The following is a 23,812-nucleotide window of genomic DNA, read 5'->3' as shown; positions in this document are numbered from 1 at the left end:
CACTGGCACCGCTCTTGCTTAGAGGTGCATGTGCCTTTCTCAAGGGAGCTAGCGATGTCGGAACAATGGAAAATGATTTGCCGCCTGAAGGACATGCCGCTGGCGGGCGCGCGCATGGTGCAACGGGGCCTGGCCTGGCAGGATTTGCCGGGCGTGGCGCTGTTCCGCGCGGCTGACGATACGGTGTATGCCTTGCTCGACACGGTGCCTTGTCTGGGCGGCCCGCTGGCGCATGGGGTGCTGATGGAGAAAAACCTGATGGGGCCGAAGAACAGCTGGATCATCGAACTCGATTCGGGCCGCCTGGTGGCGCCCGTGCAGGGCATGGCGCGCCTGTACGCCGTGCGCATCATGGACGGGCGCATCTACCTGGATGTCAATGAACTCAATATCCCGGCCAGCAAGGCGGAACAGGCGCTGGCGGGATCGTTCGCCGTGCTGCCGCATGTGCAGATGGCTTGATATGTCTCTTGGTGGTGTCGGCTTACGCGCTGCGCGCTAAGCCGACCTGCGCATTGACGCGCCCGTCGGGTAGGTCGGATCAGGCCCCCAGGGCCGTAATCCGACAACATTGTTGGCCGTAATATTTTACGCCGGGCGATTGACGAGGTGCGCATGCGCATCGCGCAGCATGGTCGCCGTCGTGTCCCAGTCGATGCAGCCGTCCGTGACGGAGCAGCCGTAGGTCAGTTGCGACAGGTCTTGCGGGATCTTCTGGTTGCCGCCAACGATGTTCGATTCGATCATCACGCCCACCAGCGAGCGGTTGCCCTGGCGGATCTGGTTGACCACGTCGGCCATCACCAGCGGTTGCAGTTCCGGCTTCTTGTAGCTGTTCGCGTGCGAGCAGTCGACCACCAGGTTGGCCGGCAGCTTGGCCTTGGCCAGCGCCTGTTCGGCGATGGCGATCGACACGGAATCGTAGTTCGGACGGCCGTCGCCGCCGCGCAGCACGACGTGGCCATACGCGTTGCCGCGCGTGCGCACGATGGCCACATTGCCTTCGCCGTTAATGCCGAGGAAGGAGTGCGGGTGCGCCGACGACAGAATCGCGTTGACGGCGATGCTGATGTCGCCATCGGTGCCGTTCTTGAAGCCGACCGGGGTCGACAGGCCCGACGACATTTCGCGGTGCGTCTGCGATTCCGTGGTGCGCGCGCCGATGGCGGTCCAGGCGATCAGGTCGCCCAGGTATTGCGGCGAGATCGGGTCCAGCGCTTCGGTGGCGGTGGGCAGGCCCAGTTCGCACACGTCGAGCAGGAACTGGCGCGCCTTTTCCATGCCTTCGTTGACCTTGAACGAGTCGTCCATGTACGGGTCGTTGATATAGCCTTTCCAGCCCGTGGTGGTACGCGGTTTTTCGAAATACACGCGCATCACCAGCAGCATCGTGTCCTTGACTTCCTCTTGCAGCGCTTTCAGGCGGCGCGCGTAATCGAGGCCGGCGACGGGGTCGTGGATGGAGCACGGGCCGACGACGACGAACAGGCGCTGGTCCTTGCGGTCGATGATGTTGCGCAGCGCTTCGCGGCCGCGGCTGACGGTGTCGAAGGCGCTTTCCGACAGGGGCAGCTTGGCGTGCAGTTCAGCCGGTGTCGGCATGGGCGCGAAGGAGGTGACGTTGATATTTTCGATGTCTGGCGTATTCATGATTCTGGCTCGGCTTTCGCTATTGCGTTCTTTAAGAGGCAATAGTGTAGCGGAAATGCGGCCTGGCGGCGGGGATGGCGCCAAAACGGGAATGCCTCAGTTGTTTTTATGGCAGGGCCGGCACGCCGCCGGCCCCCTGTGTGCTCAATGGCCGCCGGCCAGGCTGGCGCCAAAGGTGTAGCGGGCGATGCGCTGGTAGTTGCCGGCCAGCTCGGGCGGCCGGGGCAGGCCGGGATGGCGCCGCACATGGTCGAGGATGGCGCTTTCGTGCTGGCGTATCTGTGCGTCCAGGCAGGCGACCTGCTGGCGCACGAGGGCGTGCAGCGCATGCTGGCCGGCCTGCAGGTGCGCATCGAGGCGCGCCGATTCCTGCCGGCGCACGCCTTCCATGGCGTGCAGGCGGCGCAGCCACAGCCGTAGTTCCACATAGGCGGGCGAGGGCGGCGTCCAGCGCGCGGGGCGCCTGTGCTCGCAGTAGTGGGCCAGCACCGCGGCGCTGTGCGCCGCGTCGCCGGGCAAGCCATGGCTGCGGATATATTCTTCCAGCTGCGCGGGCTGGGCATCGCAGACCAGCATGCCCATGTCGGCCAGCATGCGGGCCGGCGCGTCGCTGTACGGCATATCGAGGCGCATGCAGACGCGCAAGCCCATGACGGGCACGTCGTTCCTTTGCAGCCAGCTGCGCAGCCAGCGGTAGCCGGCCACGTCGTTTTCCAGCACCTTGCACAGCATTTCGCCGCCCGAGAGCAGCACGGCTTTCAGCTGCAGCTTGCTCGTCTCGATGCCGACGAAGGCGCTTTCCCTTTTGCTTGCGTGTTCCATGATGAGTCCCCCCTGTGCAGTCATATACGCAGCGGTGGCGCGTTTGGATGCAGTCGCGATGTAAATTCGTCCAAATTCGTCCCCAAAATAGCGTGAAAGACTGTTGCATTGGCGCCTATGGCGTCTTCCAGCCCCTCTGCAAGGGGAAAAATCCGTGTAAGCTGGCGCCATGACGACTGTTTCCATCCCCCATACCGATGTGGCCGGTGAGCCATTTCCCGCTGCACGTTTCATCAAAGAAATAGGACGCGGCAAGAACGGTGCGCGCAGCATGACGCGCGACGACGCCTGCGCCCTGTACCGCGCCATGCTTGAGGGCCGCGTGTCGGACCTGGAACTGGGCGGCATTTTGTTATCCATGCGCATCAAGGGCGAGTCCGTGGATGAGATCGCCGGCTTCCTCGACGCTGCCGAAGCATCGTTCGCGCCGCTGGCCGCGCCGGCCGGCGAATTTGCCCCGATCATCATTCCCAGCTACAACGGCGCCCGCAAGATGGCCAACCTGACGGCGTTGCTGGCGCTGCTGCTGGCGCGCGCGGGCGCACCCGTGTTCGTGCATGGCGTGACCAGCGATCCGGGCCGCATCACCACGGCCGAGGTGCTGGCCGCGCTGGGCGTGCCCGCCTCGCCGGACCATGCGCAAGCCGAGGCCGCCATGGCGCGCGGGGAAGCCGCCTTCCTGCCCATCGCCGCGCTGGCGCCGCGCCTGGCGCACATGCTGTCCCTGAGGCGCGTGCTGGGCGTACGCAATTCCACGCATACCCTGGTGAAAATCATGCAGCCGTTCGCCGGGCCGGCCCTGCGCCTGGTGTCGTACACGCATCCGGAATACCTGGAAATGCTGGGTGAATATTTCCTGACGGCCTCTGATCCTGCACGCGGCGACGCTTTCCTGATGCGCGGCACGGAAGGCGAGACGGTAGCCAACGCCAACAAGGCGCAGCAGATCGACTGGTTCCATGGCGTGGAGCGCACGGTGCTGGTGGAAAAGCAGTTGCTGGTGGACGAGTTGCCGCATTTGCCGGCCGAGCGCGATGCGGCCACCACGGCCGCCTGGATCGCTGCCGTGCTGCGCGGCGAGGTGCCCGTGCCGCCATCGATCGTCGAGCAGGTGGAGCAATGCCTGATGGCATCGCGGCAGATTGCAGCACGGCCGCGCTAGCCGCGTCGCCGCAGTTTACAATGGCGTCTTTGTAATCAGCGGTGACCGGAATTCTTATGGCAAAACAATTTGATGTGGCAGTGATCGGCGCGGGCGCGGCCGGCATGATGTGTGCGGCTGTTGCCGCCCAGCAAGGCAAGCGCGTGGTGCTGATCGATCACGCGGCCAAGCTGGCCGAAAAGATCCGCATCTCGGGTGGTGGACGGTGCAATTTCACCAATATTAACGCCACCCCGCAAAATTTCCTCTCGGAAAACCCGCATTTCTGCAAGAGCGCGCTGTCGCGCTACACGCCGCAGGATTTCCTCGCGCTGGTGAAAAAATACCGCATCGGCTACCACGAGAAGCACAAGGGCCAGCAATTCTGCAATGAGTCGGCCGAGCAGATCATCGACATGCTCAAGGACGAGTGCGCCGCTGGCGGCGTGCACTGGCGCATGCCGTGCAAGATCGACAATGTTGTCCAGCAAGATGACGGTGGCTTCGTGCTGCAGACCGATAGCGGCGACATCGAGACGGCCAGCATCGTCATCGCCACTGGCGGCCTGTCGATCCCGAAGATCGGCGCGACGGATTTTGCCTACCGCATCGCCAGGCAATTCGATTTGACGATGGTCGAGCCGCGTCCGGCCCTGGTGCCGCTGACGTTCGATGCGGCCAGCTGGGCGCCGTTCGCGGAACTGTCCGGCATCGCCCTGGAGGTGGATGTGGAGACGGGCAGTCTGAAAGGCCGCAAGGCAACGGGCGCGCGTTTCCGCGAAGATTTGCTGTTCACCCACCGCGGCCTGTCGGGTCCGGCGATCCTGCAGATTTCCAGCTACTGGCTGCCGGGCGAACCCATCGTCATCAATCTGCTGCCGGAAGTGGACGTGGCGCAGACCTTGATCGAAGGCAAGGGAACCTTGAAGAAGCAACTGGGCAATATCGTCGCGCAATGGCTGCCGCAGCGCCTGGCCGACTGCTTGCTGGCCGTCAACGGCCTGGCGCCGGACGCGCGCATCGCCGACATGCCCGACGCGCAGCTGCGCAAGCTGGGGCTGGCCATCAATGCCTGGTCCATCGTGCCGAACGGTTCCGAAGGCTACCGCAAGGCGGAAGTGACGCGCGGCGGGATCGACACGCGCGAACTGTCGCAGCAGACCATGATGGCCAATAAAGTGCCGGGCCTGTATTTCATCGGCGAAGCGGTTGACGTGACGGGCTGGCTGGGCGGCTACAACTTCCAGTGGGCCTGGGCTTCCGGCGTGGCGGCAGGTATTGCCTTGCAGTAACAATCAGTTGTCATTTTGGCGCGGCAAGTGATTATTGGTGACAATGTTCTTGACTTCGATCAAGTGATGTTGAATACTTGGCATGTAAATTAATTTTTAGACATTTTTCATGCCTGGTGGTAATTAGTCAGGCATTCCCCTGACCATGCCCTGGAGTCGCCATGAAACGCCTGATCGCCACCGTCGCAGCAACCGTACTCACCAGCGCCGCCTTTGCCAGCACCCCCGTGCTGAGCAACGGTGGCTTTGAAAACAATTCTGTCGGTGGCGGCTACGTCTATGGCAATGTGGCGCCGGGCTGGAGCTTCACGGGCGGCGCCGGCGTGTCGGCCAGCTACACGGCGTGGAATGGCGTGGCGCAGGAGGGCAACGCCTTTGCTTTCCTGCAAAATACGGCATCGATCTCGCAAAGCTTCGTCAGCTCGGGCGCCGCCGACTACTCGTTCGCCTTCAACCTGGCGCTGCGTCCCGGCTACGATCAGGGCCAGGCCGTGACGGTCAGCCTCGATGGCAGCCTGCTGGGCCAGTACGCAGTGACCAGCACGGGCTGGACCGGCTTCAACGTGAACGCGCTCAACATCGGCGCCGGCAGCCATACCCTGAGCTTTGCCGGCATCAACCCGAACAATGCCTACGATACCTCGGCCTTCCTCGATGGCGTCAGCATGAACGTCAGCGCCGTGCCGGAACCGGGCACGTACGCCATGCTGCTGGCGGGCCTGGGCCTGCTGGGCTTCATGGCGCGCCGCCGCAAGAGCGCCATTTGAGGTAAACTGCTGCCAGGATGCGTGGTTTACACCACAGCCGGGCAGCAATCTCAGGCTGCATGCCGCACGCAAGTGGGGGAGGGGCTTCCCTTTCCGATTAAAAGCTGCTACTATCTATCTCTTCCTATACACCACCTCAACGGTTTGAATTTTACATGACCACTATTCGCCTTAAAGAAAACGAGCCGTTCGAAGTCGCAATGCGTCGCTTCAAACGCACCATCGAAAAAACGGGTCTGCTGACCGAATTGCGCGCTCGCGAATTCTACGAAAAGCCAACAGCTGAGCGCAAGCGCAAGCTGGCAGCTGCTGTAAAGCGTCATTACAAACGCATCCGCAGCCAACAACTGCCGAAAAAATTATTCTAAGACTGTTCAGTCAGAACCAACCCGGGTAGTTCGGCGCATTGTTCGCCACGGGTTTTGTTTTGATTCGCCTGGAGTGATACTTCAGATGAGTCGCATACCCGCTCCGGTTCGCCGCAGCGGGTTTTCGCTTTTGTGGCTGCCTGCTTGGAGTGCCTGACAGAACCGTAGCGAGCGGCAGTGAGTTGCGGCTGAGAAGCGTAGCTGTGCGAATGCACAGTGAGCATCGGAGGCCGCAAATCGCGACGCGCAGTAGGTTATGTCAGGTACTCTTAGTCTGCGCACATTAGCATCGAGCCCTACTTACCAACACGAGGATTGCCATGAGCTTGAAAGAACAAATTACCGAAGACATGAAAAACGCCATGCGCGCCAAGGAAGCGGGCAAGCTGGGCACGATTCGCCTGTTGCTGGCGGAAATCAAGCGCAAGGAAGTCGACGAGCGCATCGAATTGACGGATGCCCACGTGACGGCCATCGTGGAAAAGATGATCAAGCAACGCAAGGATTCGATCACCCAGTTCGAGGCCGGTGGCCGTGCCGATCTGGCCGACATCGAAAAAGCCGAGCTGGTGCACCTGACGGGCTACATGCCTGCCGGTCTGTCCGACGAAGAAGTGGCGGCCGAAGTGGCTGCCGCCGTGGCCGCCTCGGGCGCCGCCGGTCCGCAAGACATGGGCAAGGTCATGGCCATCGTCAAGCCGAAGCTGGCGGGCCGCGCCGACATGACCGTGGTGTCCGCCCTGGTCAAGAAAGCCTTGACGCCGGCAGCGTAAGCATACAATAGTAGCAAGGGCTGCCAGCCATCGCGCTGGCAGCCTGTTAACAGCCCACACGTTGACCTGGCTCAACCTCAGGCCGCGTGCGGTAGTATAGTCTGACCTATAACAAGACCCGCCCTAGCCAGTGATACCTCAATCCTTCATTTCCGATTTGCTCAACCGCGTCGATATCGTCGATGTCGTGGGGCGCTATGTGCAACTGAAAAAAGGTGGCGCCAATTTCATGGGCTTGTGCCCGTTCCACAGTGAAAAATCGCCCAGCTTTACCGTCAGCCCCACCAAGCAGTTCTATCACTGCTTCGGCTGTGGCGCGCATGGCACCTCGATCGGCTTTTTGATCGAATACTCGGGCATGGGCTTTGTTGACGCCGTCAAGGACCTGGCGCAGAACGTGGGCATGGTTGTGCCGGAAGCGGACGACAAGATCCCGCCGGCCCAGCGCGCGCAGATCCAGGCGCAAAGCATGGCCCTGTCCGACGCCATGACGCAGGCGTGCGATTATTACCGCGGGCAATTGCGCCACGCGCCGGAAGCCATCGCCTACCTCAAAAACCGGGGCTTGACGGGCGAAGTGGCCGCTCGCTTCGGCATGGGTTTTGCGCCCGGCGGCTGGGATAACCTGCGCTCCGTCTTCCCCGACTACGACGTGGTGGCCTTGGCCGAGGCTGGTCTCGTGATCGACAAGGTCGATGAAGAGGGCAACAACCGCAAGCGCTACGACCGTTTCCGCGAGCGCATCATGTTCCCGATCCGCAATACCAAGGGGCAGGTCATCGCCTTTGGCGGCCGCGTGCTCGACCATGGTGAACCGAAATACCTGAACTCGCCGGAAACTCCCTTGTTTTCCAAGGGTTTTGAACTATATGGGCTGTTCGAGGCGCGCCAGGCCATCCGCGACGCCGGCTATGTGCTGGTGACGGAAGGCTATATGGACGTGGTGGCGCTGGCGCAGATGGGTTTCCCGCAAGCGGTGGCGACCCTGGGTACGGCGTGCACGCCCACCCATGTGCAAAAACTGTTGCGCCAGACCGATAACGTGATTTTCAGCTTCGACGGCGACAAGGCCGGCCGCCGCGCCGCCCGCCGCGCGCTGGAGGCGAGCCTGGCCCATGTGTCGGACAATAAAACCATCAAATTCCTGTTCTTGCCGTCGGAGCACGATCCGGACAGCTACATCCGCGAATTCGGCGCCGAAGGTTTTGAACAGCAAGTGCATGAAGCCATGCCGCTGTCGCAATTCTTGCTGAAAGAAGTGTCGGGCGAGCATGATCTGTCGGAACCGGAAGGGCGCGCCCGCGTGCAGTTCGACGCCAAGCCCCTGCTGCAGCTGATGGCGCCATCGTCGCTGCGCCTGCAGATCGTGCGCGGCCTGGCGCAGCTGACGCAGTCCACGCCGGCCGAGATCGAAGCCCTGTTCGAACTGGCGAAACCCGTTGCCGTGGCGCGCCGCGCGCCGCCGAAATCGGGCCGCCCTGTGCCCGTGGGCCTGGAATTGAAGATCATGCGCATGCTGGTGGCGCATCCGCCCCTGACCATGCGTATCGACGAGGCCGCTCTCACCGCCTTCCAGCACCTGGGGCCCGATGCGGCGCACAGCCTGGGGCAACTGGTGGCCGTGGGCCAGGCGCTGGGCGAGCACGGCAGTTTCGCCGCGCTGGCGCAGCAGTTGAAGGAGCTGGGCAGCGAATACGACGAGATCATCGGCGAGATCGCGGCCGGCACGGAATCCGATTACGACAGCGAATTGTCGTGGCTGGTGAGCACCATCCGCGAGATCAAATTGAATGCCTTGAAGGCGGAATTGCAGCAATTGTTCGCGTCGGGTTTGCCATCGGAGAAAATTGGTGTACGCTACCGCGAAATCATGCAGGAGCAAGGCGACCTGGAGCGCGAGCGCGATGCCGAGTTGGTGAATCGCTAACCTTGCCTTGAGGGTATGGCGCGCACTGGAAAAACATTTTTCGCGTGCTATAATTAAATGCTAAGTATTGTGTGCTTTGGCAAGCTAGTTCTGTTTCGTAAATAGTATTTGTTTTCAGTAAGTTAGGCTCTTGATCGGCGCGGTGGATCGTGTCGGCAGCCAGGGCCAACTGGCGTTTTCGGCGTTGCGGGCAAGGGCTCGCAGACGCTGGCAAGCCGCGCCAGGCTCTCGCTCCCAACGCGGTCGATGCAGGAATTTTTGCCGAGACGGCTGGCAACAGCCGGTGGACAGGAATTGCTGCGCTTCCCGCGGATCGTGGCCGATGAGGTGTAAGTAACGTAACAGTGTCGAATTTGCGTAGTCGGCAGGTTCGAAGATGGTGGTTCCCGCAGGTAGACAGGGAACTGGCAGCAAACTTTATCCTAATCCACCGTAAAGCAAGTCGTTGTGTAATCGAAAGCGCCTGTGCCAATCAAGAAACCCGAATCCAAAGCGGCTGTAAAGCCCACTAAAGTTACCACGAAAGCCGAAAAGGCGCTCGACCGGCCAGAAGCGCGCGTCACCAGCGCGCCCGTGGTCAGCCAGACCACCGATGCCGCCACCCTGGCGGCGATCGATACGTCCGGTTATGTCTTGCCGTCGGTAAAAGTGCCAGGCCGCCGCGGCCGTAAGCCAAAAGAATTCCAGCCAGAAAATGATGAAGTCGCCGCCCTGAACGCCGTCGAGCGGGCCGAACTGAAGGCCGTCGACAAGGCCAAGGCGAAGGATCGCAAGGCGAAAGAGCGCGCGCTGCTGAAGGACGCTTTCTCGTCCGACACGGAAGCGAGCGAGGAAGAACTCGAGCGCCGGCGCCAGAAACTCAAGACCCTGATCAAGTTCGGCAAGGAGCGCGGTTTCCTGACCTATGCGGAAATCAACGATCACTTGCCCGAAAACATCGTCGATCCGGAAGCCATCGAAGGCATCATCGGTACCTTCAATGACATGGGCATCGCCGTCTACGAGCACGCGCCCGATGCGGAAACGTTGTTGTTGTCCGATAACGTTGCCGTCGTCACCAGCGATGACGAGGCGGAAGCGGCAGCCGAGGCCGCATTGTCGACCGTCGACTCCGACTTTGGCCGCACCACGGACCCCGTGCGCATGTACATGCGCGAGATGGGCTCGGTCGAGCTGCTGACGCGCGAAGGCGAGATCGAAATTGCCAAGCGGATCGAAGATGGCTTGAAAGACATGATCCAGGCCATTTCCGCCTGTCCCGTGACGATCGCCGAGATCATTGCCGCCGCCGACCGCATCGCCAACGAAGAGATCAAGATCGACGAAATCGTCGACGGCCTCGTCGATGAAAACGAACCGGTCGCCGCCGCGCCTGTCGTGGCTGCTCCCGTCGAAGAAGACGAGGAAGAAGGCGAAGCGGAAGAAGAGGAAGTCGAAGAAGAGGAAGAGGCCAGTGCTTCCGGCGCAGCCGGTTTCTCGGCCGAGCAGCTGGAAACCCTGAAGCGCACGGCGCTGGAAAAATTCGCCATCATTTCGCAGCAATTCGACAAGATGCGCCGCGCCTTCGAAAAGGAAGGCTACAACTCGAAACCCTACGCCAAGGCGCAGGAAGCCATTTCGCAAGAGTTGCTGGGCATCCGCTTCACGGCCAAGGTCGTGGAAAAGCTGTGCGACACCCTGCGCGGCCAGGTCGATGAAGTGCGCCATATCGAAAAGCAGATTCTCGATGTGGCCGTGAACCGCTGCGGCATGCCGCGCGCCCACTTCATCAAGGTCTTCCCGGGCAATGAAACCAACCTCGACTGGGTCGATGGCGAAGTCAACGCAGGACACGCGTACAGCGCCATCCTGGGCCGCAACATTCCGACCGTCAAGGAACTGCAGCAGCGCCTGATCGACCTGCAGGCGCGCGTCGTCTTGCCGCTGCCGGACTTGCGCAACATCAATCGCCAGATGGCGGCCGGTGAAATGAAGGCGCGCAAGGCCAAGCGCGAAATGACGGAGGCCAACTTGCGCCTGGTCATTTCGATCGCCAAGAAATACACGAACCGCGGCTTGCAATTCCTCGACCTGATCCAGGAAGGCAATATCGGCCTGATGAAGGCCGTCGACAAGTTTGAGTACCGCCGCGGCTACAAGTTCTCCACGTATGCGACCTGGTGGATTCGCCAGGCCATCACGCGCTCGATCGCCGACCAGGCGCGCACGATCCGTATTCCCGTGCACATGATCGAGACGATCAACAAGATGAACCGGATTTCCCGCCAGATCCTGCAGGAAACGGGCGCGGAACCCGATCCGGCCACCCTGGCGATCAAGATGGAGATGCCCGAGGACAAGATCCGCAAGATCATGAAAATCGCCAAGGAACCGATCTCGATGGAAACGCCGATCGGCGACGACGACGATTCCCACCTGGGCGACTTCATCGAGGACAACAACACCCTGGCGCCGGCCGACGCGGCCCTGCACGCGTCCATGCGCGGCGTCGTCAAGGACGTGCTCGACTCCCTGACGCCACGCGAAGCGAAAGTGCTGCGCATGCGTTTCGGCATCGAGATGTCCACCGACCACACCTTGGAAGAAGTGGGCAAGCAATTTGACGTGACGCGCGAGCGCATCCGCCAGATCGAAGCCAAGGCGCTGCGCAAGCTGCGCCACCCATCGCGCTCCGACAAGCTGAAAAGCTTCTTGGAAGGCAACTAGAAGCCAATAGGGCTTGACGCGCGCCCCTGATACCCCTATCCTCGCGTGTCCGTTTCCAAAACGGCCGCGCGAGGCGGGCTTCAACAGCGCCGCCACGCCGCAGTCCCCGGGCCTCTAGCTCATGCTTGGTTAGAGCAGCGGACTCATAATCCGTTGGTGCCGTGTTCGACTCACGGGAGGCCCACCATTTATTTCCGCTTGCAGATCTGCAAGCGTCGTCTCTTCAGGACTGATCCACAGATAGCTAAGAAGTTCAGCACGCTTCTGTGGGTCAGCTTCTCCTTCAGCTCCCGCCAGTGCAATTGCTCTGTCCGTATCGGCCCCGATGATTGCAGCCATTTTCGCCGCATAGTACGCCGACAGGTGCTTACGCTTCTTCCATGTGCTAATCGCCGCTTCATTGATCCCTAATCCCTGAGCGATAGTCTTAGCCTTATGGATTTTCAAAACTTCATTTAATAATTCAATCGTGCTATTCATTGTTTTTGCTCGCAGGAAAACTTCTCATGATGTAATATCTTCTCATCGTGATAAGTAACTTCTCACGATGTAAGTAAACGATAGCACATCTAGGTTGAATGTAAACCGCTCAGTCTCCGGCCCAAGGGCCGCCTGTTTGCCCACTGGTACGCCTTGGGAGGTTTTTTCGGCTGTTGTGCAAAAACCAATCGCTCTAGCGGGCGACTCACTCCAAGGAAAAGACCATGAAAAACACCATCCAAATTTTGCATGTCACCCAAGTGGCTGGCCGTTCGAAAAAAACCGGCAATGACTACGATATGCGCATGGCGCAATGCATCGTCCACAAGCCAAACCGCGATACCGGCGTCATCGAGCCGTTAATCGGTGAGCTGGTCTTGCCGGAGCGCTTCAAAGACACTCAACCGGGCATGTATGAGGTCGAATTCGAAGTATCGATCTCGCAGGACAAACGTGTCGGCGCGCAGGTCTTTTCCATCACTCCTACCTCCGCCGGTTCGCAAGCAAAATCTGCTGCAGCGGCTCCCGCCGTCAAGGCGAACCCAGGTCAACAAACCGCTTCGTAATTTTCTATGCCTGTCTGCGTTGAAGGAATGTCTTTAGCTACGACCCCGCGTACGCCGGGTCTGTCTCCTTACATTCCTGTTCCCTTTCGCAATGATCCCAAAGCCTGTACTTGGGTCATTCAGACCGGCAATGAATTTACGGAGGCTCAGGCTGCTCAGCAGGAGTTAGAGGCTATGTTTTTGCCGTGCATTTTGGTCGTGATTTTCGTGCTTGGCTGGATTGCAGGTGCGCAGCGATGAGTGCTCTTTTTCAGAGTGTTTTGCCGGTGCTGTTGTTGCTGGCTTTGTTCGTCGCCGCTGTGCATCTGGTCAAGTTTTTGATCATTCGTATCGTGAGGCAAAAATGACTATTGCAGCTGCTATTGGTTACGCGCTTTCTGCTTTTGGCATCGGTTATGCGGCAGGTTCTGTTCAGCGCATTATCCGTCGCTCCATTGAGGTACTGGATTAGTAGCGCTTCTGGCGATTGGTCGTTGCCAGATTCTATGTAGGCCACTTTTTAAAGGGAGTTTTATATGAATAAAAATGTTCAACGCGGTTTGGCTATGGTTGGCGTCCTGGCTGCTTCCGGTTCGGCAATGGCCGCTGATGATCCCGGCATCGCCGCTATCACGGCACTGTCCGGTACTGCGACTTCGTACATTACGGCTGCTTTCGCGGTCGCCGTGCTCGTCGCGGGCGGCTTCTGGGGTATCGGCATGATGAAAAAAGCTTTCTCCAAAGCCGGTTAATTCCGGTTTCGGTGGTGTGGGCGGCTTCGGTCGCCCTTTTTTTATGCTTTTTTATACCTTCGGGGCTACGGCGATGCGCACTTTCATTTATCTCTGTATTGCGGTTACGTTGCTTTCGGTCGTTGGTCTTGCCCGCGCTGATGATGATGAACCGGTCATGTGGGCTGTTTACGAGGAGGCTTCAGGTTCTCAGTATTCCCCTCCTTTTTCTCCGTTGTCGGTCAAAGGTCTTGAGGCTGCTTTGAAAGCGCAGGGTAGTTTGGGCGTGGAGGGGAGTTGTATGGGGAGGGATTTGCGCACTCCTGTTACTTCTCTTGCCATTGGCACTTTTGTAAATTGCAATGGTGTTTCGGGTGGTGGTGGTGTAGTTCGTGTTTGGAAGTCGCCTTGCAAAAAGGGTGATTCCGTTGGGATTTTGCATGTGCCGATGAATTACGAATCGGTAGACAAGGACAAAAATCACACTGTCCTACAGACGCTCAACACTATGTCCACAAATTTTTGCGCAGATATTTGCGAGGTCAAACAAGGCAGTTCAGCAGATTGCCATTACACGGCGTATAAACCCGGAATTGATCTGTATGAGTGCTTCGTCGAGGGCACTAAAACAGGCAAAATTTGTAAGGTCTCGCCTGAGACTCCTTCTGTTCCGTCAGGCCCTCCAAAACCATATGACCCTGATGCTCCGACTACTCCAACAGACCCTTCTAATCCTTCGCCCGGTTCCCCTGGTTCCAGTGGCGGCACTGGTACGGGTGGTGGTGGCGGTGTCGGTGGTGCCGGTGGTGTCGCTGGTAAGGACGGAATGGGCGGTGCTGGTGGTGCTGGTGGCGCTGGTGGCGCTGGTGGCGCGGGTGGCGCTGGCGGTGTGGGTGGTGCTGGTGGTGCAGGTGGTGTAGGTATTGGTGGGCCGGGTGGTGCTGGTGGTGCTGGCGGCGGCGGTGGTTCTTGCGGTGGTCCCGGCCAGCCAAAATGTCAAATCGATGAATCAGGTGTCAGCGGTGGAAATGGCATTTGGGACTCGTTGGGCGATATGTTTGGTCAAGGCAAGGATGGTAAGCCTGGTGAGCTTGGTGACACGGGTGTGTCTGGTAGCCCGTTTTATATGCCGCGTATCGCTGGTGCGGTGCCTACTGGTTCTTGTGAAAATCCTACTGTAAGTCTTCCGTTTGGTGGCATTTCTTTGCAAGTGGACGTTTGCAAGTATGTTCCGATCGCTTCCGCGATGTTCGCTTTGCTTTGGCAATTTTTGTTCGTTTACGCCTGTCTCGGCACTCTTTCTCGTGCTACGTCTAAACCTGTAACGTAGGAGCTTCTCATGCCAGCATTAGCTGCTTTATTGGTCAATCTCGTTGTCGGTTTCATCGGCTTCCTGCTCAAATATTTCACTCAAAAGGTTGTTGTTGCAGGGCTCATTGTGACGTTTGTTGTCTCGATGTTCTATGGCTTTATGAGTACTTTTACTGGCGTTATCAATTCCGCGATAGTTGGCGCAGGTTCTGTTCATCCTATGTTTGGTGCTGGTGTAGCGATGGCGGTTCCTCCGCAAACGGCTTCTCTGCTTTCTGCGTATTTTGTTTTTTATGGCCTTTGCGAGGTCTACAAATACAAACTCGCGCTCGTCGCTCTTTGGTCAAAAACATCATGAATATCATTCACCTCATTGTCATGTGCGGCTTTTTTGTTGCTGTGATTTGGTTTGTTTGGTGCCATATCGCCGCTGATTTGCCTGCCGATTTTCTTGCAAAGTTCGTCAATGATGCTAAGAAGCGAGGGGGCAAATAATGGCTGTGTACGCCATCACGGGCAAGCTTGGGAGTGGTAAGGGTAAAGCGGCTATAGATCAGTTGCGCCGTTATCTTCGTGCCGGTAAGCGTGTTGCTACGAATTGTGATGTTTTTATCGAACATTTATTGCCTGGGCTTGATAGGTCTAGCGTTATTCGCATACCTGATAAGCCGTCTGCCGTCGATCTGTACATGGTTGGTAGCGGTAATAAATTCATTCAGTTTGAGACTACCTTTAAGTACACCGATGCGTGTATTACGGCTGTTCCTCCTTCTCCTAAGCTTCTTCCTGGCTTTGATGAATGCCATAACGGCGCTCTCATTCTTGATGAGTGCGGCTCCTGGCTCAATACCCGGAATTTTCAAGACAAGGGCCGTGCTGAGTTGCTGGAGTGGGCTATTCATGCGCGCAAGTACGGCTGGGACGTTTTTTTTGTCATGCAAAACGTTTCTCAGATTGATAAGCAGTTGCGCGATTCTTTGCTGGAATACGTCGTTCGCATGAATAGGCTTGACCGCATGAAGGTTCCTTTCATCAGTGCCGGGGTGAAATTTCTTACCGCTGGTATGTCGGAGGGGAATTTGCCGCGTCTTCACGTGGGTGTTGTTCGCTTGGGTTCTTCTCCTGATGGTCTTGTTGCTGATCGTTGGGTGTTTCGTGGTGATGATCTCAACGCCGCCTATAACACGACTCAAGTGTTTTCGGACGCTTACCCGCATGGTACTCATTCGCTTTTGTCGTCATGGCATTTATCTGCTCTTGTCGGTGTTCCTGCCGATTTCATCGGCCCATTGCCGGCATCGCCGGCCGCTCTTGCGCTTCTTCGTCCTCGTCTTTCGCCGTCTAAACCTTCTTGGACTCGTATGATTAAATTTACTGTTTGCGTGCTTTGTTTTGGCCTTGCTGTCGGTGGCCTTGGCGGCCGCTATGCGTACATGCACGGTTTTGGTGTTGACGCTCCCCAGGACAAGCCTATCGTTTATGAAAAGGGTATTCAGGGTTTGGGCTACTTTTCTGATGGTTCCGTTTATACCGTTTCTCTTTCTGACGGTAGGCTTATGAAGGCCTTGCGTTTCCGTCGCGAGACCGTCGGATGGTCTGCCATGATCGAGCCAGACGTATGGGTGCGAGGTGGTGTATGAAGCGCTTTTTTGCTGGTTTTCTGCTTTGTGTGGTGGTTTGTACTGCGCGGGCTGAGGTGGTGTCCTTTGACTTCAATTCGGTTTCGCTTGTGGCGTTTGCTCAGGCTATCTATCGCAATATGCTTCGGCGTGATTTTGTGATTTCCCCTGATGCGTTGTCCCTTGATCGTAAATTCTCGCTCTCGTTGCGCGCTATAGATTCGGCTAAGGTGCCTGCGTTGGTCGACGGTATTTTGTTGCAGCAGGGCGTTGTTAGCGTGTTGCGCGATGGCGTCTACTACCTTGATTTGTCTAAGGATGCGCGCACGGCGCTTATGGTTGAGAAAAACGCTGCTCATGGCGTATTTTCTTCGTCGGATACTCAAGGTCTATCCGGGCCGTCTGCGCCTCCTGTCGGCCCTGCTGGTGCCCCTGCGGCCTCATCTGGTGCCGCTCCTGATCTTTCCAAGGCGTCGCTCCCTCTGCGTGCTGCTGCTGATGTTTCGCAGGTCTATGAGTCGGAGAATAGGTCTGTTGAGTTCTTGGTCGATGTTATCAAGGCCGCTTTCGGTGATCGTGCGGCTGTGGTTGCCGGTGGTCAGGTTGTTCTAAGTGGTACGGCGGACGATGTTGAGAAAATGTTTGTGCTGCTTCGTGCAATCGATAGGTTGCCAAAGATGGTCGATGTGTCTGCATCTTGGGTTGAGGTTACTGAGACTGGCTCTGATCAGCAGGGCATTTCAATAATGGCGAACGTCCTTGGGGCAAAGTTCGGGCTTGCTCTTGGTGTTCAGTCTGGCTCTAGCGCTATTAGTTTGAAGGGTGCAAATTTCGGGCTGGTTCTCGATGCGCTTCGGACTGACGGCCGTTTTCGTCAGGTATCAAATTCTCGTATCGTCGGTGATGACTATCAAAAAATGACACTGATTGTTGGCGATGAAACGCCCACGATTGCCAGCACTGGTAAAGATAATTCCGGTAATACCGTGCAAAACGTTGTCTATCGGGCTTCGGGGGTCATTGTTGATGTGCTGCCTAAGGTTTTGGGTAGCGGCAAGGTCAATCTTGCTATCGATGGCCAGATTTCTAGTTTTAAGGCTACGGCTACCGGTGTAGTTGGTTCTCCCACTTTGATCAAACGGCAGGTTAAAACGGCTGTGACGGTGGCGGACGGTGATGTGTTGCTCATCGGTGGCTTGAACGACAGCCAGGACGATCAGCGCTCCAATGGTTTGTCTTTTCTTCCTGCTGCTTGGTCCTTGAAAAACAATACTAAGAGCAGGACTGATCTAGTTTTGGTGTTGAGTGCGCAGGTTTCCCGCACCTCAGAAAAACAGTGACTTGTCACGTTAATTTCGTTGTGACAGCACAAGCGGCCCGAAGGGCAAAATCTTTGAGGGCCTATCGAAGTCGGCGTTTGATTTTGAAGTAAAGGCTTCTCATGGCCTGTGCGCATCGGAGCGAGGAGCGACACGTTTTCAAAGTTTTAGCGGGTAGTCCGCTGTCTCGTTTAGGACCTTACTGTCACACGTTGGCTGCCGCTGCCCACCTGAAAGACTGTTTTTGAATTTTCCTTGATGTTGCTCAATGCTAGAGCTAGCTTGTTTTGATGTTGCCGGTTGCATCCTAGAGAAACTTAGATCTTTTCGGGGGCTCAAATGACAGAACTATCTTTTAATTGCATCGCAGTATGCAAGCTTGCTTTGGAGTATCAACGTAAAGGACTGTTCGACGCTATGCATGTTGTCGACGAAATGCTGGAGCGCATCCCTCAAGGTGACGAAAAGCTCTCGCCGTGGATAGACAAGCGTGTGCAGCAAGCGCTACAGCTGGTGGAAATAAATAGAACTATCGCAGAGTTGAATTCATATGAAGCCTCCAAAGCTTGAGCAAGAGCACGACCTGTTTGGCCCGATTAGAAGGGGAAGGGGGCGTCCTGCCACTGGTGCGGCTAAGTCTAGTGCGCAACGTCAGAAAGAGCGTAGAGAACGCTTGCGTGATGACGGCAAGGCTTTTTTAACGGTGCATGTAGATGCCACGTTGCTGGAAGGATTGAAAGCGTACATCCGCTTCAAGGACATTACGCCGGATCAGGTGATAGAGAAATTATTGCGTCAGCAATTGCTGCGCAAACGATAGCGGAAAGCTTGGTGCCGCTATCTGCGCGCAGCGCGGGTGGCGGCGCGAAGCGCCGCTAAACTTGTATTAGGGACACTTAAGAACACAGCAGTAGAAATCGCAGTTACGGGCATGTGCAGTACAGGATTTCAAACCAGTTTTTGGATGGACAAAAAAAAGCCCCAGGCATCTACTAAATGCCCGGGGCCTTCGATAAACCTGCCGTTACAGGACTACCGAATGACCGAATTAGATTATGAAAACGCTTTAGCGTCAATTGATTTCTCGCCTGTAGACCAATGTGCGCAACATCGCCCGGAGTGGTGGGACGATGAAGGGATCAAGAACACATGGAACGACAACTATACGGCCCGTAAGCGCGTTTTTCCTGACGGACAGTGCGAAGTGACAGTTACCAAGGAACGGCACTTTGTAGGCCCTGCTAGGCTGCTTAAAACGAAGGCCAAGCGCGGCGAGTCCGAGAATCGTGAGGCAAACGATGATGACGCTGGCCGCCGTGCGAAAAAGAACGTGAAACACTGCTGTAAACAGATCGGCGCTGATCGCATGGTCACGCTGACGTATAGAGAAAATATGGTGGATCGTGAGACAGCACTCAAGCATTGGAAAGCGTTTTGCCGCAAGCTCGGCAAGCACAAACAATTTCACTATGTCGCCGTCATTGAGGAGCAGGAGCGCGGCGCGCTGCACTTCCATGTGGCGGTCGCCGGTCGGCAAATGTATGCGCTCTTGCGCTCGATCTGGCAAAGCGTATTGGGTCGTGGGCCGAACGGTGAACAGATGGGACAAGTCAACGTCCGCGATCCGCATCGCTTTGGTTTTGGTGTCACTGGCGCGCACAAGATCGCCAGTTACATTGCCAAGTACTGCGGTAAGGAAATGCAGTGCAGGGCGCTCGATCAGAAACGTTATTTCCGCTCTAAGGGCATCGTGGTGCCCGAAGTCCACTCATGGCGCTTGTTGGGCTGCACGTCGATGCTTGGTGCAGCACAGGCCGCTTTTCGGGCGATTGAGGGGCATTGCATGGACGGATTGCAAACGTGGTGTAACAACGGCCTTGGCGTCGTCTACCTTGCGACTGCTCCGGGCTTGCCCGATGATGTGCATGAATGTCCGTTTTGAATGTTGTATAGTTTATTCATGGCAACATTTGGAGTTACCTGGCTATGGGAGTTTCGGAGTCGTCGCAGTTGGTTTTTTCGGTGGATGGTGTCATGCAAAAAACTTGGGATGACGCCGTTGCCCGATGGTTGATCGAGAAAGCTGATAAGGCATCTTTGAAGTCGGATCAGTGCATTATCCGGTGGCTTGATCGCTATCTGAGTGGCCTTCCGATTGTTGATATCACACGGCCGGTAGTGGACTCATTGGCACACAAGAAAATTGCTTCGGGTGTAGCTAACGGTACTGTTAACAGGATGCTCGCTTTACTGCGCTCAATCTTGATTCGAGCCTCTGTGGATTGGGAGTGGTTGCCTGTAGTTCCGAAAGTTCGTCTTCTGCGTGAACCGGTGAGACGTGTTCGCTATCTCACTAAAGCTCAAGCAGAGGCTCTTCTGGTGCAGCTACCGCCACATCTTGCTGAAATGACAGCTTTCTCTTTGGCCACAGGCTTGCGTAAGAGTAATGTAACAGGGTTGACCTGGTCTCAGATTGACCTATCTCGGAAGTTAGCCTGGATACATCCGGATCAATCAAAATCGCGTAAAGCGATCGCTGTGCCATTGAATGTGGACGCGTTGCGAATCATTACGCTACAGATCGGTAAGCATCCGGTGCGAGTTTTTAGCTTCAAAGGAGAGGCAGTAGCACAGGTAACAACTGCCGCGTGGTATAAAGCATTGAAGAGATGTGGAATTGATGATTTTAGGTGGCATGATTTACGTCATACATGGGCAAGCTGGCACGTCCAGAATGGTACACCGTTGAACGTCTTACAGGAGCTGGGCGGCTGGGAAAGTGCACAAATGGTGCGGCGCTATGCACATTTTTCTGTTTCACATTTGGCTACATATGCAGATATGCTGCCATCGTTTACTACTTAATATTATTGTTTTTTGTAGAGTATAGTTTATTTGTTAATTTTTGGTTTTGGAAAATTTAAATTATTTAAAGAATATTTACAATATGATCTCAGCCTCATTGAAGTTGGATTTGGAATCTTTGATGCCAGTAGAGCAGGTTTTTCAAAAGCATATAGTCGATGGTGCTAGTCATTTTTTTAAGAATACAATTAACTTGCCAGATTTTGAGTATGGTCTTAGGTATGATTTGGCGCAAAGATTGGGAATTAGTATAAATGACGTAATTATAGTTGGATCGGCAAAAGTTGGATTTTCCGTAAAGACTGAAGCATTTTCTCCATTTGATAGCAAATTTATAGAAACTGGGTTAGAGCGAGAGAAATCTGATATCGATGTCGCCATTGTCAATAGGAATTTATTCGATTCAATAAATCGTGAGATATATGGCCTCTCAAGACATTTCGATGCAGATTGGATTGCGCAGAAGTGGAAGATGAATTACTTCAATACTACGCCTTCTGATTTGCATAAAAGATATGCTGTCTTTCTTGCAAAAGGTTGGTTGCGTCCAGATTTAATGCCATTAGATTATTATAGATCGGCTGCCTGGGTGCCAGTTGTGGAGCATTGGAGAGAGAAGTTGGAGAAAAGAAAAATAGCATTAGGGTTCTATTCTGATTGGTACTATTTAAAGCATTATCAGATGGATAATTTGAATAGGCTGAGAGCCAAGCTTATGACGTTGGAGGTTTGAGTATGATTAGTGTTGCGCCACTTGATTCAAGTATTCCGGCTAATAATCAAAAGATTATTGAGATTTATAATAAGATGAGGCAGGGGCAGCTTCTCGTGAATAAGGATTATCAGCGAAAATTGGTATGGAAAAGAAATCATAAGTTGGAGTTCATTGATACTGTTTTGAAAAATTTTCCTTTTCCAGAAATATATCTGGCACCTGGCAATTTGGATCAAGCAAATCTTATACTTACAGACGAAATAGTGGATGGTCAGCAGAGGCTAACAACTATTCGAGACTATATTGAAGGTACGGATATTTTTGCATTGGATGATTTGTCAATTCAGAAATTTTCTGACCTAACTGTGCCTGAACGAACTGCATTTTTAAATTATGAAATTTCTGTTCGTTATTTGAAAAATATGAATGCCGAACAAGTTAGGGAAATATTTCAAAGGATAAATAAGACTGATTATGCTTTGAATTCTACTGAGCGTATTAATGCGCAATGGGGTGATAGTGAGTTTGTTTTGTTTTCGAAGCAATTAATTGAGCCAGAATTTGAATCTGAGAGTGTGCAGTATATTATTGATTCTTCTGAGCGAAGAGAATTTGTTAACTTTTTCCTTGGTGGTGAGGATGAGGATGATAATGTTGGGGTTTTCTCGGAAACAGACATGTCAAGAATGTTTGCTCTGCAATATATAATGACACTGGTTGTAACTTTGGATGATGAAGTATATTTCGCTAGAAATGATAAAATAAAGAATTATATTGAGGGCTTTAATGAGGGATTCGGTCAAGGTGCGGCGATTAAAGATAAGTTGCTTTCGGTTATCCGGTTTATATCAAGCCTAGGTCTGGGGCGAACCTCTCGTTGGTATAAAAAAGCAAATCTATTTTCATTGATTTGCGAACTTGCTAAACTTGATGTGAGTAAAATTGATAAGGATCATTTTAGTATGGCTTTATCTTATTTCGACTATCGTGCAACCATGCATGAATTCCATCTTTCTGATCCTACTTTGGAATTGAATAGAGATGAATTGAGATATTTGGATTATGCTAGAGAAGCTGTGAATCAGAAGGCTGCTCGTGATTACAGAGGTGAGTTTTTGCGAAAACTTATTCTTGAATCTATTCTTTAACAAGAAAATTTCAGCATGAATAATTTCATGGGAAATTTTATATTTTTTAGTGTTGTATAAATTGCATTTGTAAAAATATCTAATTTCACGAATATTTCTTGTGGTCGGTAGAGCATGTGTCTCATAATCCGTTGGTGCCGTGTTCGACTCACGGGAGGCCCACCAGAATTTGTAGTAGTGATCGAAGCCCCGGCGGGCCACTGCCGGGGCTTTTTTCGTGCTGCCGTACAATCACGGCATTGCGATTGATGAAGGGTAATTCGAGATGACGGCTGAAGTGAAGATTGAAGACATCGTCGTTGGTGACGGCAAGGCGGCGGCGCGTGGCGCGCTGGTGACTGCCCATTACCGGGGCTGGCTGGAAGATGGCACGGAGTTTGACTCGTCGCACAAGCGGGGCGAACCGTTGCGTTGTGTGTTGAGCAATAACAAGGTCATCCAGGGCTGGATTCTGGGTTTGCAGGGCATGCAGGTGGGCGGCACGCGCAAGCTGTGGGTGCCGGCGGCGCTGGCGTATGGCGAGCGGCAGGTGGGCTTGATTCCACCAAACTCCAATTTGCTCTTCGAGATTGAATTGCTGGAAGTACTGACGCGCGATTGATGTCTGGATGGCGTAATCAGACAGATACGACGTCGGCTTTTTGCGCGAGCAGTTGTCCGGCATCGGCGCGCAGCGCCTGCTGCGAGGGGGCGGTGGCATCGCGAAAGGCCAGGTAGCCGACCAGCCTGAGCTTGCCCGCCTGGCGCTTGGCCAGCATGGCAAAGAACAGGGTCAATGCCTCGATGGCGAGCAAGACGGTGCAGGAAGGCATGGGCAGGCATCAGGATGGACGAGTCCTGATGGTACGCGAACAGCGATGTATTTTCGTGCCGCTATCAGCGTATTTCAGGTGGTGCGCTTGTGGTAGATCAAGCCTGTTTCAGTTTGACTTGCATCATGTCCAGCATTGGCACGATGTCATGCAGGCTGGCCACTTCACAGGTGGGGATGGCAGTCGAGGTATTGGCCATGTTGTCCGGATTGAACCAGCAACTGTCGATGCCATAGCGGTTCGCGCCGAGGATGTCGGCGTCCAGCCGGTCGCCGATGATGATGGTCGCGTCCTTGCTGCATGCGCGCGCCATGTTGGCCGCGTATTCGAAGAAGCGCACGTCCGGCTTGGCGTGACCGCACGCTTCCGAGGTGGCGACGAAGGAAATGTAGTCGCCCAGGCCGGAGGCGGCGATGCGGCGGTTCTGGATGGATTCGACGCCATTGGTGATGATACCCACTTCGCCGATGCGCGACAGGGTTTCGCACACTTGTTTGGCGCCGTCGATGAGCACGACCGTGTCCGGCAGGGAGTCAAGATACAGCCGGCTGGCCAGTTCCGGATCGATGGCGATGCCGTTCAATGTAAACGTCTTGCGGAAACGTTCTACCTTCAGGAAATCCTTGCTCACGTCGCCCGTTTCGAAACGTTTCCACAGGTCGATGTTGATCGCCTGGTATTGGGAAAACAGCGCGTCGATGCCCTCGTGCAAGCCCAGTTCGTCCATGGTGTGCAGGAACGAGCGTTTTTCGGACGCCCGGAAGTCGAGCAGGGTATCGTCGAGGTCAAACAGGAATAGCTTGTATTTCATGGCGTGTCAT

The 23,812-nt window shown here is 55.3% G+C and carries 27 protein-coding genes and 1 tRNA gene; 24 read left to right on the top strand and 4 right to left on the bottom strand.

What is annotated here, in order from left to right; translation table 11 throughout:
* The first annotated feature begins 54 nt into the window (after positions 1-54).
* Positions 55-462 (top strand): nitrite reductase (NAD(P)H) small subunit, encoded by a 408-nt coding sequence (locus O3297_RS16840; protein WP_034779878.1) that lies wholly within the window; start codon positions 55-57, stop codon positions 460-462.
* A gap of 126 nt (positions 463-588) precedes the next feature.
* Here the strand turns inward: O3297_RS16840 and O3297_RS16835 are convergent, their stop codons facing one another.
* Entirely contained in the window at positions 589-1,650 is a 1,062-nt protein-coding gene (locus O3297_RS16835) for a 3-deoxy-7-phosphoheptulonate synthase (protein WP_070254320.1), read from the bottom strand.
* 144 nt (positions 1,651-1,794) lie between these two features.
* Positions 1,795-2,472 carry a hypothetical protein gene (locus O3297_RS16830; protein WP_305049236.1) on the bottom strand — a complete coding sequence of 226 codons (678 nt, stop codon included), beginning with the start codon at positions 2,470-2,472 and terminating at the stop codon, positions 1,795-1,797.
* Between the two features lie 169 nt (positions 2,473-2,641).
* Here O3297_RS16830 and ybiB point away from each other — a divergent pair, with 169 nt between their 5' ends.
* From ybiB to O3297_RS16715, 23 genes are all read left to right on the top strand, one after another.
* Positions 2,642-3,634, top strand: coding sequence for a DNA-binding protein YbiB (ybiB, locus tag O3297_RS16825; protein WP_305049235.1), 993 nt, complete (start codon positions 2,642-2,644; stop codon positions 3,632-3,634).
* Positions 3,635-3,690: 56 nt separating this feature from the next.
* The gene (locus tag O3297_RS16820) at positions 3,691-4,905 is read left to right on the top strand and encodes an NAD(P)/FAD-dependent oxidoreductase (protein WP_034779856.1); all 1,215 of its coding nucleotides are present in this window, start codon (positions 3,691-3,693) and stop codon (positions 4,903-4,905) included.
* A gap of 161 nt (positions 4,906-5,066) precedes the next feature.
* Positions 5,067-5,672 carry an FxDxF family PEP-CTERM protein gene (locus tag O3297_RS16815; RefSeq protein ID WP_099388967.1) on the top strand — a complete coding sequence of 202 codons (606 nt, stop codon included), beginning with the start codon at positions 5,067-5,069 and terminating at the stop codon, positions 5,670-5,672.
* Positions 5,673-5,827: 155 nt separating this feature from the next.
* Positions 5,828-6,040 carry a 30S ribosomal protein S21 gene (gene rpsU, locus O3297_RS16810; RefSeq protein WP_008451879.1) on the top strand — a complete coding sequence of 71 codons (213 nt, stop codon included), beginning with the start codon at positions 5,828-5,830 and terminating at the stop codon, positions 6,038-6,040.
* Positions 6,041-6,360: 320 nt separating this feature from the next.
* Positions 6,361-6,813: a GatB/YqeY domain-containing protein gene (locus O3297_RS16805; RefSeq protein WP_034746974.1), complete on the top strand. Its 453-nt coding sequence runs from the start codon at positions 6,361-6,363 to the stop codon at positions 6,811-6,813.
* A gap of 130 nt (positions 6,814-6,943) precedes the next feature.
* Positions 6,944-8,740, top strand: a complete 1,797-nt coding sequence (gene dnaG, locus O3297_RS16800; protein WP_070254315.1) for a DNA primase — start codon at positions 6,944-6,946, stop codon at positions 8,738-8,740.
* A gap of 465 nt (positions 8,741-9,205) precedes the next feature.
* The gene (rpoD, locus tag O3297_RS16795; protein ID WP_034779848.1) at positions 9,206-11,446 is read left to right on the top strand and encodes an RNA polymerase sigma factor RpoD; all 2,241 of its coding nucleotides are present in this window, start codon (positions 9,206-9,208) and stop codon (positions 11,444-11,446) included.
* A 108-nt stretch (positions 11,447-11,554) separates the two neighbouring features.
* A tRNA-Ile gene (locus tag O3297_RS16790) sits at positions 11,555-11,633 on the top strand.
* A 517-nt stretch (positions 11,634-12,150) separates the two neighbouring features.
* Entirely contained in the window at positions 12,151-12,492 is a 342-nt protein-coding gene (locus O3297_RS16785; RefSeq protein WP_305049234.1) for a hypothetical protein, read from the top strand.
* Between the two features lie 226 nt (positions 12,493-12,718).
* Positions 12,719-12,943 carry a hypothetical protein gene (locus O3297_RS16780; RefSeq protein ID WP_305049233.1) on the top strand — a complete coding sequence of 75 codons (225 nt, stop codon included), beginning with the start codon at positions 12,719-12,721 and terminating at the stop codon, positions 12,941-12,943.
* A gap of 64 nt (positions 12,944-13,007) precedes the next feature.
* Positions 13,008-13,223 (top strand): major coat protein, encoded by a 216-nt coding sequence (locus O3297_RS16775; RefSeq protein ID WP_305049232.1) that lies wholly within the window; start codon positions 13,008-13,010, stop codon positions 13,221-13,223.
* Between the two features lie 73 nt (positions 13,224-13,296).
* Entirely contained in the window at positions 13,297-14,532 is a 1,236-nt protein-coding gene (locus O3297_RS16770) for a hypothetical protein (RefSeq protein WP_305049231.1), read from the top strand.
* Positions 14,533-14,541: 9 nt separating this feature from the next.
* Entirely contained in the window at positions 14,542-14,871 is a 330-nt protein-coding gene (locus O3297_RS16765; protein ID WP_305049230.1) for a DUF5455 family protein, read from the top strand.
* Positions 14,868-15,008 carry a hypothetical protein gene (locus tag O3297_RS16760; RefSeq protein WP_305049229.1) on the top strand — a complete coding sequence of 47 codons (141 nt, stop codon included), beginning with the start codon at positions 14,868-14,870 and terminating at the stop codon, positions 15,006-15,008. The genes O3297_RS16765 and O3297_RS16760 overlap by 4 nt, the downstream gene beginning before the upstream one ends.
* Entirely contained in the window at positions 15,008-16,153 is a 1,146-nt protein-coding gene (locus tag O3297_RS16755) for a zonular occludens toxin domain-containing protein (protein ID WP_305049228.1), read from the top strand. The genes O3297_RS16760 and O3297_RS16755 overlap by 1 nt, the downstream gene beginning before the upstream one ends.
* On the top strand, positions 16,150-17,472 hold the full coding sequence (locus O3297_RS16750) for a type II secretion system protein GspD (protein WP_305049227.1): 1,323 nt from the start codon (positions 16,150-16,152) through the stop codon (positions 17,470-17,472). The genes O3297_RS16755 and O3297_RS16750 overlap by 4 nt, the downstream gene beginning before the upstream one ends.
* A 318-nt stretch (positions 17,473-17,790) precedes the next feature.
* Entirely contained in the window at positions 17,791-18,021 is a 231-nt protein-coding gene (locus O3297_RS16745; protein WP_305049226.1) for a hypothetical protein, read from the top strand.
* A complete protein-coding gene (locus O3297_RS16740; protein ID WP_305049225.1) occupies positions 18,002-18,271 on the top strand; it encodes a hypothetical protein in 270 nt (89 codons plus the stop codon). Before O3297_RS16745 ends, O3297_RS16740 begins: the two co-directional genes overlap by 20 nt.
* A 219-nt stretch (positions 18,272-18,490) precedes the next feature.
* Positions 18,491-19,393 (top strand): hypothetical protein, encoded by a 903-nt coding sequence (locus tag O3297_RS16735; protein ID WP_305049224.1) that lies wholly within the window; start codon positions 18,491-18,493, stop codon positions 19,391-19,393.
* Between the two features lie 92 nt (positions 19,394-19,485).
* Entirely contained in the window at positions 19,486-20,316 is an 831-nt protein-coding gene (locus O3297_RS16730) for a site-specific integrase (RefSeq protein ID WP_305049223.1), read from the top strand.
* 121 nt (positions 20,317-20,437) lie between these two features.
* Positions 20,438-21,049 (top strand): hypothetical protein, encoded by a 612-nt coding sequence (locus O3297_RS16725; RefSeq protein WP_305049222.1) that lies wholly within the window; start codon positions 20,438-20,440, stop codon positions 21,047-21,049.
* A 2-nt stretch (positions 21,050-21,051) separates the two neighbouring features.
* The gene (locus tag O3297_RS16720) at positions 21,052-22,179 is read left to right on the top strand and encodes a DUF262 domain-containing protein (protein WP_305049221.1); all 1,128 of its coding nucleotides are present in this window, start codon (positions 21,052-21,054) and stop codon (positions 22,177-22,179) included.
* A gap of 265 nt (positions 22,180-22,444) precedes the next feature.
* The gene (locus O3297_RS16715; RefSeq protein ID WP_305049220.1) at positions 22,445-22,780 is read left to right on the top strand and encodes an FKBP-type peptidyl-prolyl cis-trans isomerase; all 336 of its coding nucleotides are present in this window, start codon (positions 22,445-22,447) and stop codon (positions 22,778-22,780) included.
* A gap of 16 nt (positions 22,781-22,796) precedes the next feature.
* On the opposite strand, the gene O3297_RS16710 is transcribed toward O3297_RS16715, so the two are convergent.
* Together O3297_RS16710 and O3297_RS16705 are read right to left on the bottom strand one after the other, a co-directional pair.
* Entirely contained in the window at positions 22,797-22,991 is a 195-nt protein-coding gene (locus O3297_RS16710) for a hypothetical protein (RefSeq protein WP_305049219.1), read from the bottom strand.
* Positions 22,992-23,088: 97 nt separating this feature from the next.
* Positions 23,089-23,802 carry a YjjG family noncanonical pyrimidine nucleotidase gene (locus O3297_RS16705; RefSeq protein ID WP_305049218.1) on the bottom strand — a complete coding sequence of 238 codons (714 nt, stop codon included), beginning with the start codon at positions 23,800-23,802 and terminating at the stop codon, positions 23,089-23,091.
* Between the last annotated feature and the right edge of the window lie 10 nt (positions 23,803-23,812).

The organism is Janthinobacterium sp. SUN128 (assembly GCF_030587275.1).
Taxonomy (GTDB): Bacteria; Pseudomonadota; Gammaproteobacteria; order Burkholderiales; family Burkholderiaceae_D; genus Janthinobacterium; species Janthinobacterium lividum.
The sequence above is the reverse complement of the archived record's forward strand: the minus strand, read 5'-3'. Positions and strand labels throughout refer to the sequence as shown.

What these genes read in the sequence shown, in the direction of transcription:
- O3297_RS16840 (WP_034779878.1), top strand. Translation starts at nt 55, where the DNA reads ATGTCGGAACAATGGAAAATGATTTGCCGCCTGAAGGACATGCCGCTG.
- O3297_RS16835 (WP_070254320.1), bottom strand. Translation starts at nt 1,650, where the DNA reads ATGAATACGCCAGACATCGAAAATATCAACGTCACCTCCTTCGCGCCC.
- O3297_RS16830 (WP_305049236.1), bottom strand. Translation starts at nt 2,472, where the DNA reads ATGGAACACGCAAGCAAAAGGGAAAGCGCCTTCGTCGGCATCGAGACG.
- ybiB (WP_305049235.1), top strand. Translation starts at nt 2,642, where the DNA reads ATGACGACTGTTTCCATCCCCCATACCGATGTGGCCGGTGAGCCATTT.
- O3297_RS16820 (WP_034779856.1), top strand. Translation starts at nt 3,691, where the DNA reads ATGGCAAAACAATTTGATGTGGCAGTGATCGGCGCGGGCGCGGCCGGC.
- O3297_RS16815 (WP_099388967.1), top strand. Translation starts at nt 5,067, where the DNA reads ATGAAACGCCTGATCGCCACCGTCGCAGCAACCGTACTCACCAGCGCC.
- rpsU (WP_008451879.1), top strand. Translation starts at nt 5,828, where the DNA reads ATGACCACTATTCGCCTTAAAGAAAACGAGCCGTTCGAAGTCGCAATG.
- O3297_RS16805 (WP_034746974.1), top strand. Translation starts at nt 6,361, where the DNA reads ATGAGCTTGAAAGAACAAATTACCGAAGACATGAAAAACGCCATGCGC.
- O3297_RS16785 (WP_305049234.1), top strand. Translation starts at nt 12,151, where the DNA reads ATGAAAAACACCATCCAAATTTTGCATGTCACCCAAGTGGCTGGCCGT.
- O3297_RS16775 (WP_305049232.1), top strand. Translation starts at nt 13,008, where the DNA reads ATGAATAAAAATGTTCAACGCGGTTTGGCTATGGTTGGCGTCCTGGCT.
- O3297_RS16770 (WP_305049231.1), top strand. Translation starts at nt 13,297, where the DNA reads ATGCGCACTTTCATTTATCTCTGTATTGCGGTTACGTTGCTTTCGGTC.
- O3297_RS16765 (WP_305049230.1), top strand. Translation starts at nt 14,542, where the DNA reads ATGCCAGCATTAGCTGCTTTATTGGTCAATCTCGTTGTCGGTTTCATC.
- O3297_RS16760 (WP_305049229.1), top strand. Translation starts at nt 14,868, where the DNA reads ATGAATATCATTCACCTCATTGTCATGTGCGGCTTTTTTGTTGCTGTG.
- O3297_RS16755 (WP_305049228.1), top strand. Translation starts at nt 15,008, where the DNA reads ATGGCTGTGTACGCCATCACGGGCAAGCTTGGGAGTGGTAAGGGTAAA.
- O3297_RS16750 (WP_305049227.1), top strand. Translation starts at nt 16,150, where the DNA reads ATGAAGCGCTTTTTTGCTGGTTTTCTGCTTTGTGTGGTGGTTTGTACT.
- O3297_RS16745 (WP_305049226.1), top strand. Translation starts at nt 17,791, where the DNA reads ATGACAGAACTATCTTTTAATTGCATCGCAGTATGCAAGCTTGCTTTG.
- O3297_RS16740 (WP_305049225.1), top strand. Translation starts at nt 18,002, where the DNA reads ATGAAGCCTCCAAAGCTTGAGCAAGAGCACGACCTGTTTGGCCCGATT.
- O3297_RS16735 (WP_305049224.1), top strand. Translation starts at nt 18,491, where the DNA reads ATGACCGAATTAGATTATGAAAACGCTTTAGCGTCAATTGATTTCTCG.
- O3297_RS16730 (WP_305049223.1), top strand. Translation starts at nt 19,486, where the DNA reads ATGCAAAAAACTTGGGATGACGCCGTTGCCCGATGGTTGATCGAGAAA.
- O3297_RS16725 (WP_305049222.1), top strand. Translation starts at nt 20,438, where the DNA reads ATGCCAGTAGAGCAGGTTTTTCAAAAGCATATAGTCGATGGTGCTAGT.
- O3297_RS16720 (WP_305049221.1), top strand. Translation starts at nt 21,052, where the DNA reads ATGATTAGTGTTGCGCCACTTGATTCAAGTATTCCGGCTAATAATCAA.
- O3297_RS16715 (WP_305049220.1), top strand. Translation starts at nt 22,445, where the DNA reads ATGACGGCTGAAGTGAAGATTGAAGACATCGTCGTTGGTGACGGCAAG.
- O3297_RS16710 (WP_305049219.1), bottom strand. Translation starts at nt 22,991, where the DNA reads ATGCCTTCCTGCACCGTCTTGCTCGCCATCGAGGCATTGACCCTGTTC.
- O3297_RS16705 (WP_305049218.1), bottom strand. Translation starts at nt 23,802, where the DNA reads ATGAAATACAAGCTATTCCTGTTTGACCTCGACGATACCCTGCTCGAC.